A 14837-nucleotide genomic window follows, 5' to 3' on the forward strand; every position below is an offset into this window, starting at 1 on the left:
CGACGTACGATAGTTCACCGAACCGACGAGTGAGGAAGCCGATGAGTGAAGCGTCCGACCCCATCCGGCGGGATGGATTCCGTAGGGTCTTGCTGAAGTTGGGCGGCGAGATGTTCGGTGGCGGCGAAGTCGGGCTCGACCCCGACGTCGTGGGTACCGTCGCCGACCAGATCGCCGACGTCGTCAATTCCGGTGTCCAGGTCGCCGTCGTGATCGGCGGCGGCAACTTCTTCCGCGGCGCCGAACTCCAGCAACGAGGGCTCGACCGAAGCCGCTCGGACTACATGGGCATGCTCGGCACGGTCATGAATTGCCTTGCGCTGCAAGATTTCCTGGAGAAGCGCGGGATCTCGACCCGGGTGCAGACCGCCATCACGATGGGGCAGGTCGCCGAGCCGTATCTCCCGTTGCGTGCCCAGCGGCACCTGGAGAAGGGCCGCGTCGTCATCTTCGGCGCCGGCATGGGGATGCCGTACTTCTCCACCGACACCACCGCGGCCCAGCGTGCGCTGGAGATCAAGGCCGAGGTGGTCCTGATGGCCAAGGCGGTCGACGGCGTGTACGACGCCGACCCGCGCACCAACCCCGACGCCACCCTCTTCACCGAGATCACTCACCGCGAGGTGCTCGACAAGGAGCTCAAGGTCGCCGACGCGACGGCCTTCAGCCTGTGTATGGACAACAAGATGCCGATCTTGGTGTTCAATTTGCTCCAGCAGGGCAATATCGCCCGTGCGGTCGCAGGCGACCGCATCGGCACCCTGGTCAGCACCTGACCCGGCGACTGACCCGAGATCGACGAGAACACCGACCGAACGGAACAAGGACGAAGATGATCGACGACGCGTTGCTCGACGCCGAGGAGAAGATGGAGAAGGCGGTCAACGTCGCCAAGGAGGACATGGGCTCCATCCGCACCGGGCGGGCGAACCCGGCCATGTTCAACAAGGTCAACATCGAGTACTACGGCTCGATGACCCCCGTGACCCAGGTCGCGAGCATCAACACGCCCGAACCGCGACTCGTCGTGATCAAGCCGTATGAGGCGTCGACGCTGCGCGACATCGAGACCGCGATCCGCAACTCCGACCTCGGGGTCAATCCGACCAACGACGGCACGATCATCCGGGTCGCCGTCCCGCAGCTCACCGAGGAGCGTCGCCGCGATCTGGTCAAGCAGGCCAAAGGCAAGGGTGAGGACGCGAAGGTGGCGATCCGCAACGTGCGCCGCAAGGCCGCCGACGAGCTCAAGCGCATCCAGAAGGACGGCGAGGCCGGCGAGGACGAGGTGTCGCGCGCCGAGAAGGAACTGGACAAGACCACGGCGACCTACGTGCACCAGATCGACGACTTGGTCAAGCACAAAGAAGACGAATTGCTCGAGGTGTGAACGGGGTTCCGCAACGGGGCGATGAGAAGAAGTCGCGCGCCGGCCGCGACCTGCCGGCCGCGATCGCGGTCGGCGGCACACTCGGTATCAGCATCATCGCGATCCTGATCTTCGTCCCGAAGGTCTGGTACGGCCTCGTGGCGGTCGCGTTCGCGGTCGCCACCTGGGAGGTCATCAAACGTCTCCGCACCGGTGGCTACGACGTCGCCCTCTGGCCGCTGCTCATCGGTGGCCAGGCCATCATCTGGGCGAGCTGGCCCTGGGGTCCGACCGGAGCCCTCGTCGCCTTCGTGGCGACGGCCCTGGTGTCGATGGTGTGGAAGCTCCTCGGGCAGGGCATCGACAAGGCGCCGGTCAACTACCTCCGCGACCTCGCCGTCACCGTGTTCGTGCTGGCGTGGTTGCCACTGCTCGCGTCGTTCGGCGCCCACCTGGTGGTACAGGACGACGGGGCTGCCAGAGTGGCCACGCTGATGGTCGTGGTGGTGTGCTCCGACGTCGGCGGCTATGCCGCGGGCGTGATGTTCGGCAAGCACCCGATGGCGCCGGCGATCAGTCCGAAGAAGTCCTGGGAAGGCATGGTGGGCTCGCTCGTCGTCGGCACTGTCGGTGCCGTCGGCTGCGTGGTGTTCCTGCTCGAGAGCCACTGGTGGATCGGCATCATCCTGGGGCCGGTCCTGGTGGTTTGCGCGACCCTCGGCGATCTCGTCGAATCCCAGGTGAAGCGCGATCTCGGGATCAAGGACATGGGCACGCTGCTGCCCGGCCACGGTGGCATCATGGATCGGCTCGACAGCCTGCTGCCGTCGGCGTTCGTGGTGTGGGTCGTGCTCACCGCGCTGCTCTGAGCACGCGCCACCGCGCCGCCGGACGCTACTTGGCTGCCTTCTTCAGCGCGCGCCGCAGTTGCAGCATCCGCAGGCCGCCCACGAGCGCGACGACCAGTGCACCGGCGATGGCCGCGATCAGCAGGCTGACCCCGAGGGGCAGGTTGACCTCCCAGAACAGCAAGTCGATGGTCTGCGACTGGAGGTTCTGCACGATGAAGACGAGCAACAGGACCAGGATGATCGCGCCGATCACCACGCCGAACCAGGTGGCGCGCGTCCGCGTGTGCTCCACGTCGGCGACCGTGCGGCGGAGACGATCGCGATGGTCCGGGTCAGGGGCGTGCTGCTCCGGGGTGTGCGCGTGACCGGTCGCCGGTGGCGGTGACCCGGCGGGCTGTTCGCCCCACGCCGGTACCGAACCCGTGTGCCGTCGGTCCTCGGGTGTCGTCATCACTTCATCATGACATGCGACAATGGCGAAATGACCTCATTGCCACTTGTGTTCGACGCGCCCAAGCGTGGGCGGCCGCCGACACACTTCGCCGACCTCGACCCCGCCGGTCGCGTCGCGGCGCTGGCCGACCTGGGGCTGCCGAAGTTCCGGGCCGATCAACTGGCCCGCCAGTACTATGCGCGCCTCAACGGTGACGTCGACGAGATGACGGATCTGCCGGCGGCGTCGCGCGAATCGGTGCGGGACAAGCTCTTCCCGCAGCTGCTCACCCCGGTCCGGCACATCTCCTGCGACGACGACTCCACCCGCAAGACGCTCTGGCGCCTGCACGACGGCACGCTCCTCGAGAGCGTCCTCATGCGCTACACCGATCGCAACACGCTGTGCATCTCGAGCCAGGCGGGCTGCGGCATGGCCTGCCCGTTCTGTGCCACCGGGCAGGGCGGACTGGACCGCAACCTGTCGACCGCCGAGATCGTCGATCAGGTGCGGGCCGCGGCCCGCGCGCTGCGCGACGGGGAACTCGGCGAGCCCGGACGCCTTTCGAACGTCGTGTTCATGGGAATGGGTGAGCCGCTGGCCAACTACAAGCGCGTGGTCAGCGCCGTCCGGCAGATCACATCGCCGGCGCCGGAGGGCCTCGGGATCTCCGCCCGCTCGGTGACCGTGTCGACCGTCGGTCTCGCGCCGTCGATCCGCCGTCTCGCTGACGAGGGGCTCGCGGTGACGCTCGCCGTCTCGCTTCACACGCCCGACGACGAACTGCGCGACACCCTCGTCCCGGTCAACAACCGGTGGTCGGTCGCCGAGGTGCTCGAGGCGGCCCGCTACTACGCCGACACCACCGGACGGCGCGTCTCCATCGAGTACGCACTCATCCGGGACGTCAACGACCAGCCCTGGCGGGCCGACCTGCTGGGGGAGAAGCTGCACCGGGCCCTCGGGTCACTCGTTCATGTGAATCTCATCCCGCTGAACCCGACGCCGGGTTCGGAATGGGACGCCAGTCCCAAACCGGTCGAACGCGAGTTCGTCCGCCGGGTCCGCGAGCAGGGAGTCTCGTGCACCGTTCGCGACACGCGCGGGCAGGAGATCGCCGCCGCCTGTGGACAGCTGGCGGCCGAAGAGCGCTGAGACCTCGATGTGCCGGACAGGGACCGGCTCAGACGGCGCAGACGACAAACGCCGAGCGGATCACCGCTCGGCGTTTGTCGTAGATGTGGCGAGGTGGCCGGTCAGGACCACTTTCCGCGGTTCATCCACCATCCGCGCACGGCGAAGAACAGGGTGCCCGCGGCGAAGGCGATGAGATACAGGTCCTCGATGCGTCCGGTGTGGTTGCCGATGATCATCGCGAGTAGGAACAGTGCGAAGAAGATGGCCGCACCGTAGAAGGTCTTGGTTGCCGCTCCGTGCCAGCCGAACCGGGCGGACGGGGCATCGGCGGGCTCGCGACGCCAGCCGGTGTCGATGACCTCGACTTCGCCATGCCCTCCATCGCCGTGCCCCACAGTGTGCTCAACATCGGTGCTTGCCACAGCCACTCCTCACAGCGCGGACGTCAGATGTCTGACGATCGGTAGTAGTTCTCCGAGCAGCATAGCGGTACCCCCCGCCCGCAGGTCGGTCCGGTGTCACCGGCGGCGGTTCGTCGACGAGGATGGTCCAGAATGGGTGCGTGCCCACACGCGTGCTGATTCTCGGCTCCACCGGTTCCATCGGCGTCCAGGCTCTCGAGGTGATCGCCGAGCACCCGGATCGCTTCGAGGTCGCCGGTCTGGGTGCCGGCGGGTCGAATCCCGATCTGCTCGCCGATCAGGCCGCCGCTTTCGGCGTGCCGGCCTCGCGAATCGCCGTCGCGGACGCCACGCGGGCGGACGAGCTCACCGAACGCCTCGGCGACCGGGTCCTCGGCGGTGCCGACGCGATGTGCGACCTGATCGACGCCGTCGCCGCGGACACCGGGGTGGATGTGATCCTCAACGCCGTCGTCGGCTCGATCGGCCTGGCGCCCAGTCTCGCCGCACTCCGATCGGGTGCCCGGCTCGCGCTGGCCAACAAGGAATCACTCGTCGCGGGCGGGGCACTGGTCCTCGACGCCGCTGCGCCCGGGCAGATCGTCCCGGTCGACTCCGAGCATTCCGCGATCGCACAGTGTCTGCGCGCGGGGACGGCCGCCGAGGTGGACCGACTGGTCCTCACCGCGTCGGGTGGCCCGTTCCGCGGATGGACCCGTGCGCAACTCGAGGACGTCACGCCCGAGCAGGCCGGCCGACATCCCACGTGGTCGATGGGCCCGATGATCACGCTCAACTCCGCGACCCTGGTCAACAAGGCCCTCGAGGTCATCGAGGCGCACCTGCTGTTCGACGTGGACTACGACCACATCGACGTCACCGTCCACCCGCAGTCGATCGTGCACTCGATGGTGACCTTCGTCGACGGGGCGACGGTGGCGAAGGCCTCACCGCCGTCGATGAAGTTGCCCATCGCCCTGGCCCTGGGATGGCCGGACCGGGTGCCCGGATCGTCGACGGCCTGCGACTTCTCGACTGCGTCGTCGTGGACATTCGAGCCTGTCGACGACGCGGTGTTCCCGGCGATCGAGCTGGCTCGACGCGCCGGTGCGTCGGGAGGCAGCCTGACGGCCGTGTACAACGCCGCCAACGAGGCCGCCGCAGCCGGGTTCTTCGCAGGTGCGATCCGGTTCCCACGCATCGTCGAGGTCATCGAGGAGGTGCTCGGCGAGGCAGATCAGTGGCACCGAACGCCAGGTACTGTGGAAGAGGTCTTCGCCGCCGATCGGTGGGCCCGGGATCGCGCTGCGCAGCTGGTCGCGGCCGCATCCGTCTGATCGGCGGCCCTCGTGAGCGGGTACGCCCCGTGATCCGGATGGAGTAGGTACGTGAGTTTCGCGATCGGCGTCACGCTGTTCGCCGTGGCGCTGTTGCTGTCGGTCGCCTGGCATGAGTGCGGCCACATGTGGGCCGCGCAGGCGACGGGCATGAAGGTCCGGCGGTACTTCGTCGGCTTCGGTCCCACGATCTGGTCCACCCGGCGCGGCGAGACCGAGTACGGGATCAAGGCGCTGCCGCTCGGCGGTTTCTGCGACATCGCCGGGATGACCCCCCACGAGGAACTCGCCTGGGACGAGAAGGACCGGGCGATGTACAAGCAGAAGGCCTGGAAACGCCTGGTCGTGCTGTTCGCCGGACCGGCCCAGAACTTCCTCCTCGGTTTCGTCCTCATCATCATCGTCGGACTGACGTTCGGCCTGCCCAATCTCAACCCCGGCCCGACTCCGGCAACCGTCGGCGAGACCCAGTGCGTCCCGTCGACGATCACCATCGAAGGCAACAAGCAGACCGACGCGCCCTGCACCGGCACCGGCCCGGCGGGCGCCGCCGGGCTGCTCCCCGGTGACGACATCGTGGCGATCAACGGTCAGCCGGTCGGGCAGGCGTCGGATCTGACCCCGGTGATCCGCGAGTCCAGCGGCCCGGTCGCGCTGACGGTCGACCGCGACGGTCAGCGACTCGACCTGACGATGACCCCCGAGCCCACCACTGTGACGGCGACGAACGCCGACGGCACCTCCGAGACCCAGACCTACAACATGGTCGGCATCGCCTACGACGTCCCGCCGAACGTCATCACCTACAGCGGCCTCGAGATCGTGCCCGGCGCGATCGGATTCACCGGCGAACTGGCGGTCGAGACCTGGAACGCGCTGCTGTCCCTGCCGTCGAAGATCGGTGCGCTGTGGACGGCGGTCACCGGCGGTGAGCGCGCCCTCGACACCCCGGTCAGCGTGTACGGCGCCTCGGTGCTCGGCGGTCAGGCCGTCGAGCGTGGTCTGTGGGACATGTTCTGGATGCTCCTGATCAGCATCAACTTCTTCCTGGGACTGTTCAACCTGGTCCCGCTCCTCCCGCTCGACGGCGGCCACATGGCGATCGTGGGCTACGAGAAGGGCCGCGACACCGTGCGGCGCTGGTTCGGCCGGGCACCGGGTGGGGCCGTCGACTACTACAAACTGCTCCCGATCACCTACGCCGCCGTGGTGATCATGGCCGGCTTCATGGTGCTCACGCTCACCGCCGACATCATCAACCCGATCAACCCGTGGCAGTGACCCGGACGATCCGGGTCGCCGTCTGGCGCCGAATACCACCAGAGAACCGAAACCCCCAGAGGTGAACGAGATGAACGCCCCGACTCCCGCGACCGCTGTGCCGATCGGACTCGGCATGCCCGCCGGACCACCGCCGGTGCTCGCCCCGCGTCGGAAGACCCGGCAGTTCTTCGTCGGCTCGGTCGGCGTCGGCAGCGACCACCCGATCTCGGTGCAGTCGATGACGACCACCAAGACCCACGACATCAATGCCACGCTGCAGCAGATCGCGGAGTTGACGGCCTCGGGGTGCGACATCGTGCGCGTCGCGTGCCCGCGTCCCGAAGACGCCGAGGCGCTGCCGATCATCGCCAAGAAGTCCAAGATCCCGGTGATCGCCGACATCCACTTCCAGCCGAAGTACATCTTCGCCGCGATCGACGCCGGCTGTGCCGCCGTGCGCGTCAACCCGGGCAACATCAAGGAGTTCGACGGCCGGGTCAAGGAGGTCGCCAAGGCAGCCGGTGACGCCGGGATCCCGATCCGGATCGGCGTCAACGCCGGGTCCCTCGACAAGCGGATCCTGCAGAAGTACGGCAAGGCGACCCCGGAGGCGCTCGTCGAGTCGGCGCTGTGGGAGGCCGGGCTGTTCGAGGAGCACGGCTTCGGCGACATCAAGATCTCGGTGAAACACAACGACCCGGTGATCATGGTGGAGGCCTACCGCCAGCTCGCCGCCGCCTGTGACTACCCGCTGCACCTCGGGGTCACCGAGGCCGGGCCCGCCTTCCAGGGCACGATCAAGTCCGCCGTCGCCTTCGGCGCGCTGCTCAGCGAGGGCATCGGCGACACCATCCGGGTGTCCCTGTCGGCCCCGCCGGCCGAGGAGATCAAGGTCGGCGACCAGATCCTGCAGTCGCTCAATCTCCGCCCGCGCAAACTCGAGATCGTCTCGTGCCCGTCGTGCGGCCGCGCCCAGGTCGACGTCTACAAGCTGGCCGACGAGGTCACCGCCGGACTCGAGGGCATGGAGGTCCCGCTGCGCGTGGCCGTGATGGGGTGCGTCGTCAACGGCCCCGGTGAGGCCCGCGAGGCCGACCTCGGCGTGGCCTCCGGGAACGGCAAGGGGCAGATCTTCGTCAAGGGCGAGGTCATCAAGACGGTTCCCGAGGCGCAGATCGTGGAGACCTTGATCGAAGAAGCGCTGCGAATCGCCGAGGAAACAGGAGAAACTGGAGACGGTACTCACGTGGGCCCGCCCGTGGTGACCGTTTCCTAGGTCGGCGGCAGGCTCGAGAGGGAGGAGCGGCGTTGCTGAAGCTACTGGGCGACAAGCCGCTCGGCGCTCGTGATGCGGCTGCTGTCGAACGTGTCCTCACCTCGGACCCGGTGGCGATGTGCATGGTCGCGGCCCGCTTCGAGACGCACGGGATCAACCCTCGGCTATTGGGCGGCGAGCTGTGGACCGCGCAGAATCCCGCGTCGTCCCTCTGCTTCTCCGGCGCCAACCTGATCCCGCTCACCGGTTCGCCCGAGGATCTCGACTACTTCTCCGACCGCGCCATCGCCGGACCGCGGGCATGCTCCTCCATTGTCGGCCGCGCCGACCTCGTGATGCAGATGTGGGAACAGATCGAGCCGGTGTGGGGTCCGGCGCGTGAGGTCCGGCCGGTGCAACCACTGCTCGCCCTCACGTGTTGTGCAGCGGTACCCGCTGACCCGCTCGTGCGGCTGGTGACCCTCGACGACCTCGACGCGTACATGCCCGCGGCCATCGACATGTTCATCGGCGAGGTCGGCGTCGATCCGACGGCCGGCGACGGCGGTCGTTCCTACCGTCGGCGCCTCGCCTCGCTCATCACCGCGCAGCGGGTGTTCGCTCGCTTCGACGGCCCCGACGTCGTGTTCAAGGCCGAGATCGGCTCGCTGTCCCGCCGGGTCGGCCAGATCCAGGGAGTCTGGGTGGATCCCGACCGGCGCGGTGAGGGACTGGGACTGGGTGGTACCGCGGCCGTCGCCGAGGCCGTCGCCGCTCACGGCCGCATTCCGAGTCTGTACGTCAACAGCTTCAACGTGACCGCGCGCGCGGTGTACGACCGCATCGGGTTCACCGAGGTCGGCACCTTCGCGACCGTCCTCGTCGACTGAGCGCCCGCCCCGCGTGGCGTCGCGGGATTCCGGCCGGGCCACCCTAGACTCGACTGCGATGTGGCGCATGCGAACTCGATGGACCCCGGCGGTGATCGTCGCGGTGTGTGCTGCCGTGACGGTGGCCACGGTCGGTTGTTCGGCTTCCGAGGACGACGGGCCGCGCCGCGCCGCGGAGCGCTTCCTGCAGGCCTACGCCGATCGTGAGGTCGCGTCCGCGGCGGCGCTGACCGACACACCCGCTGCCGCGGAGTCCGCGATGGAGTCGGCCTGGGCCGGACTGGGTGCCGAGGCGCTCGAGTCGCAGGCCGGGCGGGTCCGCGTCACCGGGGACACCGCCGAGGTGGACGTCGATTACACCTGGGCGCTGCCGCGGGGCCGCGACTGGGCCTACGACGCCACCCTGCGGATGGGCCGGTCCGACGACGGCTGGGCGGTGCGCTGGGCGTCGACGAACATCCATCCGAAACTCGGTGCCGATCAACGCCTTTCGCTCCAGATCGTCGAGGCGCCGCGCGCGACGGTCAACGAGTCCGACGGTTCGGAGGTGATGGTCAACGGCACCGTCGTGGGCGTCAACTTCGATGCGACCGCCGCCGCCGAACAGGGCGCGTCGGTCGCCGAGTCGGTGACCGGTGCGGTCGCGGTACTGCGCCGGTTCAGTCCCTCGCTCAACGAGCAGACGATCATCGAACAGGTCACCGCGAACCGGCAGCAGTACCCGCTCGCCCGGCTGTCCCACGACCAGTTCGACCGCTTGCGCGACCAACTGGCGATCCCCGGCGTCGTGACCAACGAACAGGCCGAACTGGTCCCCGAGGACCCGAGATTCGCGCCCGCCCTGCTGACCGAGGTCAAGAAGGTCGTCGACTCCGAGGTGTCGGGGCGGGCGGGCTGGCGGGTGGTGACGGTCAACCCCAACGGCCTCGACGCCGACGTCCTCGCCGACCACGACCCGGACCCCGCGCCGGCGGTCTCGTTGAGTCTGTCGCGGACGGTGCAGAACGCGGCCCAGCGAGCGGTCAACGCCACCAACCGGTTCCAGATCGCGCTGGTCGTCGTGCAGCCGTCCACCGGCCGCATCCTCGCGGTCGCCCAGAATCCCGCGGCCGACCGGTCGGGGCCCATCGCGACGACCGGTCTGTACCCACCCGGGTCGACCTTCAAGATGGTGACCGCCGCGGCCGCCATCAGCCATCGGATGGCCACCCCCGACACCCCCGTCGGATGTCCCGGCGCCATCCAGATCGGTCCGCGCCTGATCCCGAACTACGACGGGTTCTCGCTGGGGACGGTGTCGATGCTGCGGGCGTTCGCGCAGTCCTGTAACACCACGTTCGCCAAACTCGCCAGCGAGATGGGGCCGTCGGATCTCGCGCACGCCGCGGCCGCGATGGGCGTCGGACAACACTACGAGATCGCCGGCCTCGAGGCCGTGTCCGGCTCGGTGCCGATCGAGAACGAACTCGTCGCCCGCAGTGAGGACGGCTTCGGGCAGGGCAAGGTCCTCGTCTCGCCGCTGGGGCTGTCCCTGGTGGCCGCCACCGTTGCGAACGGTCGGAAGGCCCCGGTGCCGCAACTCATCCTGGACAAGCCCACGAAGGTCGAGGGACCGACGCCCACGATGGCACCCGAGGTCTACGCCCAGCTGCGCCCGATGATGCGTGAGGTCATCACGAGCGGTACGGCGTCGGTGATCGACGGCCAGGGTGCGGTGTTCGGCAAGACCGGTGAGGCGGAGTTCGCCGGCGGGTCACACGCCTGGTTCGCCGGCTACCGCGGCGACATCGCGTTCGCCACCCTCGTCGTGGGCGGCGGTGACTCGAACAACGCGGTGGCCGTCACCCGCGACTTCTTCGCCGGTCTCGGTCCGGGCTACGCGGTGCGCCCTCTCTCCTGAGACGCCCTCACCAGTGCGCACCATCTTCTAGGCGCTACCGGGTGTCCGGACGGGGAGAATCACCCGTCGCCCGGCATGCTCGATCACCTCGACGGGGTGGTCGTAGGTGTGGCTGAGCAGGTCGACCGTCATCACCTCCGACGTCGGCCCGATCGCGAGCAGCCGGCCGTCCTTCATCACGGCCACCCGGTCGGCGTAGGCGGCGGCGAGGGTGAGGTCGTGCACCACCAGCAGCACGGCGTTCCCGGCATCGCGGTGGACGCGCAGGATGTCGAGAACCTGCTCCTGATGGTGGATGTCGAGTGCCGCGGTCGGCTCGTCGAGCATCATGACGGGGGTGTCCTGGGCGAGGGCACGACCCAGGGAGACGCGTGCCTGCTGGCCGCCGGAGAGTTGTCCGAACGGGCGGTCGGCGATGTCGGCGAGCTCGCACAGTGCCATCGCGTCGGCGATCACGGCGGGGGAGTTCGCCGCGCGCGGTGTCCGCAGCCACGGGTAGCGGCCCATCGCGACGACCTGGGACACGGTGAAGGGGGTGTCCACCCGGTTCTGCTGGGTCACCAGCGAGCGGTGGCGGGCGAGTTCGCGCATCGAGGTCGTCGCGACGTCCCGGCCGTCGACCTCGATGTGGCCGCGCTGCGGTGTGCGGGTACCGGACAGCGCCGACAGCAGCGTGGACTTGCCACATCCGTTGGGACCGACGAGGGCGACGAGTTCACCACGGGAGACGTCGAGGGTCACCTCGCTCACCACCTCGCGTCCGCCGAGCACGACCGAGACGTCTCGTGCGTGGATGCCCGGGGTCGTCGTCACGGCGGTTTCGGTCACCATCCGGCACCCGCGTGACGGCTGCGACGCAACAGGATGAAGAAGACCGGGCCACCGATCAGGGACGTGAACATGCCGAGCGGGAGGTCGGCGTCACCGAGCATCGTCCGGGCGGCGAGGTCGGCACCGGTGATGACCAGCGCTCCACCGATCACGCTGGTGGGTAACAGGATCGCGTGGCGCGGTCCGACGATGAGGCGCATCACGTGCGGCACGATGAGGCCGACGAAGGCGATGATCCCGGCGAAGGCGACCGCCGCGGCGGTCAGCACCGCGGTGAGCACGATCGCCTGCCGGCGGACGGCCTCCACGTTCACGCCGAGGGAGGCGGCCTGGATGTCGCCCAGCGCGAGCAGATCGAGCTTCGAGACCAGGAACAGGCAGGCCGCGACACCCACGACGACGAGCGGTGCGACGACCCAGATCTCGCTCCAGGTGCGTCCGGCGAGCGAGCCGAGCTGCCAGAAGATGATCTGCTCGCGGGCGGCGGTGGTGGCCACGAAGGTGAGGAACGCGATGATCCCGGCCGCGAACGCGTTGACCGCGATACCGGTGAGCACCAGCATGATCGCCGACGACGACCCGTCGCGAAGGGACAACACGTACACCGCCGCCGCGGTGATGAGGCCGAACACGAAGGCGGCCCCGGCGAGAGCCCAATTGCCCGCCGCGCCACCGGCTCCGGCGGTCCCGCCGGCGAGCACGATCATCAGACAGGCGCCGACCGCGGCGCCGGAGGAGACGCCGATGATCCCCGGTTCGGCCAGCGGGTTCGCCAGCACTCCCTGCAGGAGGCAACCCGCGGCGCCGAGCGCGGCTCCGACGAACAGTCCGAGCACGATGCGCGGGAAGCGCACATTCCACAGCGCGCCTTCGCCGTTCGGGTGGGAGGGGAGCGGTCCGAGATCGAGGTGGAAATGGTGGGCGAGGCTGCCGAGCACCTCGAGCGGCGGCACCGACACCTTTCCGGTGCCCGCGGACACGATGACGAGCACGACCAAGGCGACCAGCATCACCGCCACCACCGTGAGGTCACGGACCCGATGCGACGTGCCGGCCGGGGGAGCGACGACGGCCGACGGGGTAGTCGGCTCGGTCGCCGGGTCCGTCGTGGTCCGCGCTGGGTCGGTCATGCGTAGATCGACCTCGCCAGCGCACCCAGCACCAGTCCGACCTCGGGGCCGAACGCCAGGATCTGACTCTCGTCCATCTGCACGACCCGTCCGTTGCGGCCGGCCTCGGTGTCGGCCACACCCGGCAGGGTCAGCACTCCCTCGGGTCCGCCGACGGTGGCCGCACCCTGGGTCATCACGAGGATCACGTCCGGGTCGGCCGTGATCATGGCCTCGGCGCTGATCGCGGTGAACGCGCCGGTGAGATCGGCTGCCGCGCCGGCATCCCGGCCGCCGAGCGCCTCGATGAGGTCGTCGGCACCCGATCCGGGCCCGGCCAGCAGCAGCAGGTTGCGTCCGCGGATGTAGAGGAACGCCATGGTGGGATCTCCGGACGGATCCGGGACCAGCGCGCGCGCCTCCTCGATCTGGGCGTCGGTCCGGGCGACGAGCTTCTCGCCGGCATCGGCGACACCAAGTGCGGCTGCGACCGAGCGGATCAGGGTGTCGTTCGACTCCAGATTGCGGGCGGCCGGGAACACGACGACCGCGACGCCGGAGTCGCGGATCTGGTCGACGGCGGCGGTGGGCACAGTGGACTCGCTGACGAGCAGGACGCTCGGGTCAAGGGCGAGAACGGATTCGGCGTTGAGGCTGTGTCCGCGGTTGGTCACCACCGGCAGCGATCTCGCCGACGGGAAGGCGGTGGACGTGTCGCGCCCCACCACGTGGGACCCGAGTCCGAGGGCGTACACGATGTTGCCGAGGGTTCCGTTGATGTCCACGGCGATGATCCGATCGGCGTCGTCGACGGTCACGTCCCCGTACCGGAGCGAGTCGACGGTGGCGGGGAGTCGCGGGGTGGGGTTCTCGACGACGGGTGCGACGTCGGACTCCGCGAGCGTCGCGGTCTGCGGACCGTCGCGCAGATGGGCGCCCGGCGAGTGCCGCTCCTGCTCGATCGGGGTGACGAAGCACGCCGACAGGCTCAGCACGGTCAGCACCATCACCAGCGCCGCCCGTAACCCCCTGGTCCGCACCGCACACCTCCATCGTCGACTCCGATGCCCGCCCATCGGCTCCTCCCGGCGAGCTTAGTGACGTTCGCCGCGGTGTCCGCCCACGGGCCTCGCCGCGACGGGCCGGGATAGTCTGGTCGCATGCCAGTTCGCAGTGCCCTCACGCCGGGGATCGTGTCGCCCATCCGGTCCGTGCCCGACTCCATCGAACGTCCCGAATACGCGTGGAAGCCGACGGTGAACGAGGGCCATGAGCCCTGGGTGCAGACCGCCGAGACGATCGAGAAGATGCGCATCGCGAGCAAGATCGCGGCCAACGCACTCGCCGAGGCGGGCAAGGCCGTCGCCCCGGGCGTGACCACCGACGAACTCGACGCGATCGCGCACGAGTACATGATCGACCACGGTGCCTACCCGTCGACCCTGGGCTACAAGGACTTTCCGAAGTCGTGCTGCACCTCGCTGAACGAGGTGATCTGCCACGGCATCCCGGATTCGACGGTGATCGAGGACGGGGACATCGTCAACATCGACGTCACCGCCTACATCCACGGCGTGCACGGCGACACCAACGCGACCTTCCTCGCCGGCGACGTGGACCAGGAGGCCGCCGATCTCGTCGAGCGGACGCGGATCGCGACCGAGCGGGCCATCAAGGCCGTGAAGCCGGGTCGCGAGCTGAATGTCATCGGTCGGGTCATCGAGTCCTACGCGAACAGGTTCGGCTATACGGTCGTGCGCGATTTCACCGGCCACGGCATCGGTGAGACCTTTCACAACGGACTGATCGTGCTGCATTACGACGAGCCGAATGTCGACACGGTCCTCGAACCCGGGATGGTCTTCACCATCGAGCCGATGATCAACCTCGGCGCACTGCCGTGGGAGATGTGGGACGACGGCTGGACCGTGGTGACCGCCGACCGCCGGTGGACCGCGCAGTTCGAGCACACCCTCGTCGTCACCGACGACGGCGCCGAGATCCTCACTGTGCCGGACAACTGACATCGGGCCCGACAACTGAGGTTCGGCCGACAGCCGA

The 14837-nt window shown here is 68.8% G+C and carries 15 protein-coding genes; 10 read left to right on the top strand and 5 right to left on the bottom strand.

Going from position 1 to position 14837, the window contains the following annotated elements:
• Positions 1-41: 41 nt before the first annotated feature.
• The 3 genes from pyrH to FFS52_RS07830 are packed head-to-tail and all read left to right on the top strand — an operon-like array spanning position 42 to position 2238.
• Positions 42-776, top strand: coding sequence for a UMP kinase (gene pyrH, locus FFS52_RS07820; RefSeq protein ID WP_058250098.1), 735 nt, complete (start codon positions 42-44; stop codon positions 774-776).
• A 56-nt stretch (positions 777-832) separates the two neighbouring features.
• Positions 833-1390: a ribosome recycling factor gene (gene frr, locus FFS52_RS07825; protein ID WP_058250099.1), complete on the top strand. Its 558-nt coding sequence runs from the start codon at positions 833-835 to the stop codon at positions 1388-1390.
• Positions 1387-2238 carry a phosphatidate cytidylyltransferase gene (locus FFS52_RS07830; protein WP_137809349.1) on the top strand — a complete coding sequence of 284 codons (852 nt, stop codon included), beginning with the start codon at positions 1387-1389 and terminating at the stop codon, positions 2236-2238. The genes frr and FFS52_RS07830 overlap by 4 nt, the downstream gene beginning before the upstream one ends.
• Positions 2239-2263: 25 nt before the next feature.
• Here the strand turns inward: FFS52_RS07830 and FFS52_RS07835 are convergent, their stop codons facing one another.
• Positions 2264-2671 carry a lipopolysaccharide assembly protein LapA domain-containing protein gene (locus tag FFS52_RS07835; protein WP_058250101.1) on the bottom strand — a complete coding sequence of 136 codons (408 nt, stop codon included), beginning with the start codon at positions 2669-2671 and terminating at the stop codon, positions 2264-2266.
• Between the two features lie 30 nt (positions 2672-2701).
• Here FFS52_RS07835 and rlmN point away from each other — a divergent pair, with 30 nt between their 5' ends.
• Complete coding sequence (rlmN, locus tag FFS52_RS07840) at positions 2702-3808, top strand: 23S rRNA (adenine(2503)-C(2))-methyltransferase RlmN (RefSeq protein WP_065628976.1); 1107 nt, start codon at positions 2702-2704, stop codon at positions 3806-3808.
• Positions 3809-3909: 101 nt separating this feature from the next.
• Here the strand turns inward: rlmN and FFS52_RS07845 are convergent, their stop codons facing one another.
• A complete protein-coding gene (locus FFS52_RS07845; protein WP_065628975.1) occupies positions 3910-4212 on the bottom strand; it encodes a DUF2631 domain-containing protein in 303 nt (100 codons plus the stop codon).
• A gap of 140 nt (positions 4213-4352) precedes the next feature.
• Between FFS52_RS07845 and dxr the strand changes: the two genes are divergently transcribed.
• The 5 genes from dxr (at position 4353) to FFS52_RS07870 (ending at position 10836) form a co-directional block, all read left to right on the top strand.
• Positions 4353-5528, top strand: a complete 1176-nt coding sequence (gene dxr, locus FFS52_RS07850) for a 1-deoxy-D-xylulose-5-phosphate reductoisomerase (RefSeq protein ID WP_137809350.1) — start codon at positions 4353-4355, stop codon at positions 5526-5528.
• A gap of 51 nt (positions 5529-5579) precedes the next feature.
• Entirely contained in the window at positions 5580-6809 is a 1230-nt protein-coding gene (locus tag FFS52_RS07855; RefSeq protein WP_065628973.1) for a M50 family metallopeptidase, read from the top strand.
• A gap of 70 nt (positions 6810-6879) precedes the next feature.
• Positions 6880-8067, top strand: a complete 1188-nt coding sequence (gene ispG / locus FFS52_RS07860; protein ID WP_065629080.1) for a flavodoxin-dependent (E)-4-hydroxy-3-methylbut-2-enyl-diphosphate synthase — start codon at positions 6880-6882, stop codon at positions 8065-8067.
• A 32-nt stretch (positions 8068-8099) separates the two neighbouring features.
• Positions 8100-8936, top strand: coding sequence for a GNAT family N-acetyltransferase (locus FFS52_RS07865; protein WP_065628972.1), 837 nt, complete (start codon positions 8100-8102; stop codon positions 8934-8936).
• A 58-nt stretch (positions 8937-8994) separates the two neighbouring features.
• The gene (locus FFS52_RS07870; RefSeq protein WP_137809351.1) at positions 8995-10836 is read left to right on the top strand and encodes a penicillin-binding transpeptidase domain-containing protein; all 1842 of its coding nucleotides are present in this window, start codon (positions 8995-8997) and stop codon (positions 10834-10836) included.
• 27 nt (positions 10837-10863) lie between these two features.
• On the opposite strand, the gene FFS52_RS07875 is transcribed toward FFS52_RS07870, so the two are convergent.
• From FFS52_RS07875 to FFS52_RS07885, 3 genes are read right to left on the bottom strand one after another with little or no spacing between them, the layout of a single operon-like run.
• Positions 10864-11667 carry a heme ABC transporter ATP-binding protein gene (locus FFS52_RS07875; RefSeq protein ID WP_137809352.1) on the bottom strand — a complete coding sequence of 268 codons (804 nt, stop codon included), beginning with the start codon at positions 11665-11667 and terminating at the stop codon, positions 10864-10866.
• Positions 11661-12797 (bottom strand): iron ABC transporter permease, encoded by a 1137-nt coding sequence (locus FFS52_RS07880; RefSeq protein WP_058250109.1) that lies wholly within the window; start codon positions 12795-12797, stop codon positions 11661-11663. The genes FFS52_RS07875 and FFS52_RS07880 overlap by 7 nt, the downstream gene beginning before the upstream one ends.
• Complete coding sequence (locus FFS52_RS07885; RefSeq protein ID WP_137809353.1) at positions 12794-13816, bottom strand: ABC transporter substrate-binding protein; 1023 nt, start codon at positions 13814-13816, stop codon at positions 12794-12796. Before FFS52_RS07885 ends, FFS52_RS07880 begins: the two co-directional genes overlap by 4 nt.
• A gap of 120 nt (positions 13817-13936) precedes the next feature.
• On the opposite strand from FFS52_RS07885, the gene map reads away from it, so the two are divergent.
• Positions 13937-14800, top strand: a complete 864-nt coding sequence (gene map / locus FFS52_RS07890; RefSeq protein ID WP_137809354.1) for a type I methionyl aminopeptidase — start codon at positions 13937-13939, stop codon at positions 14798-14800.
• Positions 14801-14837: the final 37 nt, after the last annotated feature.

Source organism: Gordonia sp. ALPHA1B1 (assembly GCF_005502615.1).
GTDB classification, from domain to species: Bacteria; Actinomycetota; Actinomycetes; order Mycobacteriales; family Mycobacteriaceae; genus Gordonia; species Gordonia hongkongensis.

Bases quoted from the DNA above. Each gene is read 5' to 3' on its own strand.
- FFS52_RS07870 (WP_137809351.1), top strand. From the start codon at position 8,995: ATGTGGCGCATGCGAACTCGATGGACCCCGGCGGTGATCGTCGCGGTG.
- FFS52_RS07875 (WP_137809352.1), bottom strand. From the start codon at position 11,667: ATGGTGACCGAAACCGCCGTGACGACGACCCCGGGCATCCACGCACGA.
- frr (WP_058250099.1), top strand. From the start codon at position 833: ATGATCGACGACGCGTTGCTCGACGCCGAGGAGAAGATGGAGAAGGCG.
- rlmN (WP_065628976.1), top strand. From the start codon at position 2,702: ATGACCTCATTGCCACTTGTGTTCGACGCGCCCAAGCGTGGGCGGCCG.
- FFS52_RS07880 (WP_058250109.1), bottom strand. From the start codon at position 12,797: ATGACCGACCCAGCGCGGACCACGACGGACCCGGCGACCGAGCCGACT.
- FFS52_RS07835 (WP_058250101.1), bottom strand. From the start codon at position 2,671: ATGACGACACCCGAGGACCGACGGCACACGGGTTCGGTACCGGCGTGG.
- pyrH (WP_058250098.1), top strand. From the start codon at position 42: ATGAGTGAAGCGTCCGACCCCATCCGGCGGGATGGATTCCGTAGGGTC.
- map (WP_137809354.1), top strand. From the start codon at position 13,937: ATGCCAGTTCGCAGTGCCCTCACGCCGGGGATCGTGTCGCCCATCCGG.
- ispG (WP_065629080.1), top strand. From the start codon at position 6,880: ATGAACGCCCCGACTCCCGCGACCGCTGTGCCGATCGGACTCGGCATG.